We start from the raw sequence: 1,788 nt of genomic DNA on the forward strand, positions 1-1,788 counted from the left end.
TTCAAGATTACCTAAGTAGGTACCAACTGCTTCATAAGAAGCAATAATTTCTTTAGTTGTTGTTTCTGAGACGTTTAATGAGTCCGCTAAGGCTCGGAATATTTGTTTGAGTGTTTCGTTACTCGTACCTAACAATATGTTTACCCCCTTCTTTAACATGTTGTAATGTATTTCGCATGTTCACCAATTTGTATAGCTTGTTCCTCAATGTAAGTATTTTTCGTGTCTATGTCTGCTTGAGAAACCCATAAGAAATTTGGATTTTTTTCAGAGTTTTCCTTTAGTCTCGCTAAAACTTCTTTAGAAAAAGATACTTTGAAAACATCGTAGATTAGGTATTCTTCCTTCTCAAAGTGATCACTAAATCTAAGCCCGGATTCTTTGCGATGAATGTACTCAAAATCAATATTTTCTAGGTCAGTAATATTAAGAAGTCCAGGAGCAATGATTTCTTCAATAAATTCCCGAGTGATGACCGTTTCTCGATTTTCCCCAGTTTTAAACCACTCGATTAATTTCATAAGATTTTTTCCAGGAAGATAAATTCGCAAGTCGTCAGGATCATAGAAATTTTTATTTATTTCATCCGTAACTTCTAATTTTGATTTGATTGGTTGGAAGGATTTAAAGTACTTGTAGACGCCACCTATTGGTTGATATTGTTGAATGCGATTTCCCTTAATAAGTAAGTAATTTCCTTCATCGTCCCTAATACTGAAAAGATAAGAAATACTCATCCGAATCTTTTTGTTTCCAATCCACCAAGATTTGAGGCGAGTTCGGATTGATTTTCGATTTGTAAAAATTGCGGTAACGATACCACCAACTATCGCACCAATGACACCGCTGATAATTTCACTAAAAATAAAGTTCATTTTTCCTCCAAAGTATTTCGTCGCAAAATATGGAAATAAAAAAAGTCATTTCTATATTATCTTGACAAAATATAGTTTTTTTGATTTAATTATATTGTAAGTATACACTATATTTTTAAAAAAGTCAATTTTTTGAAAATAGAAACGAGGAGTTTGCTTTGAAATATGAAAAACTAAGGATTTTGTCATACGATGGCGATGTTAAAGAAGAGTATAGTAAAAGATTTAATTCATATACTACGATAAAAACAAACATCAGGATTCATCCTTTTTTTAGGGAACAACGAATCTTGGATGAGACTTTCGAATTATTTTATTTGCCATTACCGTCAATGTTAAGAAAAGAAGAAGAAATCAGATATAATTCTGAGAAGCTGAAAAATTTAGAAGCGAATTTACCTGGTGTTGCAAAGTTCAATATAATCGCTTCAAATATTACGGATGAAATACAAAGTTCAAATGAGACAGAAGGAATTGAAAGTTCCAAAATGGAAATCAGCGAGACAATACTAATGAGAGAAAAAAAGACAAGAACTAACAAACGTTTTTTGGGGATTGTAAATATGTATATGAGTCTCATGAACGAAGAAACCTATTTGTCAATTAAGGAACCAAAGGATTTTCGAGATATATATAACTCATTATTTGAAGATGAACAAAGTATAACTGAGTGGCCGGATGGAAAATTATTTAGAGATCTTCCGGTATCATTAAAAAGAAAGAAAGACGATTCAATTGCTCATATAGGTGATGCAAATGAGCAGGAAATTATAAATAGTTTGGAGAAACTTATCTTCTTCATGAACTCAAAAGATTATCCATTTTTAGAAAAATGTATTATTTCCCACTATTATTTGGAATATATTCATCCGTTTTATGATGGTAACGGTCGTTTGGGCAGATTTATTATATC

At 31.5% G+C, this 1,788-nt stretch carries 2 protein-coding genes; one reads left to right on the top strand and one right to left on the bottom strand.

Features of this window, described 5'->3' with window-relative positions; genetic code table 11:
- Positions 1-152: 152 nt before the first annotated feature.
- The gene (locus ACPC58_RS11575; protein ID WP_031367171.1) at positions 153-875 is read right to left on the bottom strand and encodes a hypothetical protein; all 723 of its coding nucleotides are present in this window, start codon (positions 873-875) and stop codon (positions 153-155) included.
- 158 nt (positions 876-1,033) lie between these two features.
- On the opposite strand from ACPC58_RS11575, the gene ACPC58_RS11580 reads away from it, so the two are divergent.
- Positions 1,034-1,788, top strand: a 755-nt coding sequence (locus ACPC58_RS11580; protein ID WP_434066028.1) for a Fic family protein, incomplete at its 3' end; no start/stop codon positions are given.

The organism is Streptococcus sp. VTCC 12905, from assembly GCF_049893385.1.
Lineage (GTDB): Bacteria > Bacillota > Bacilli > Lactobacillales > Streptococcaceae > Streptococcus > Streptococcus suis_AA.

Excerpts from the sequence above, each read along its gene's own strand:
- ACPC58_RS11575 (WP_031367171.1), bottom strand. The coding sequence starts at position 875 with ATGAACTTTATTTTTAGTGAAATTATCAGCGGTGTCATTGGTGCGATA.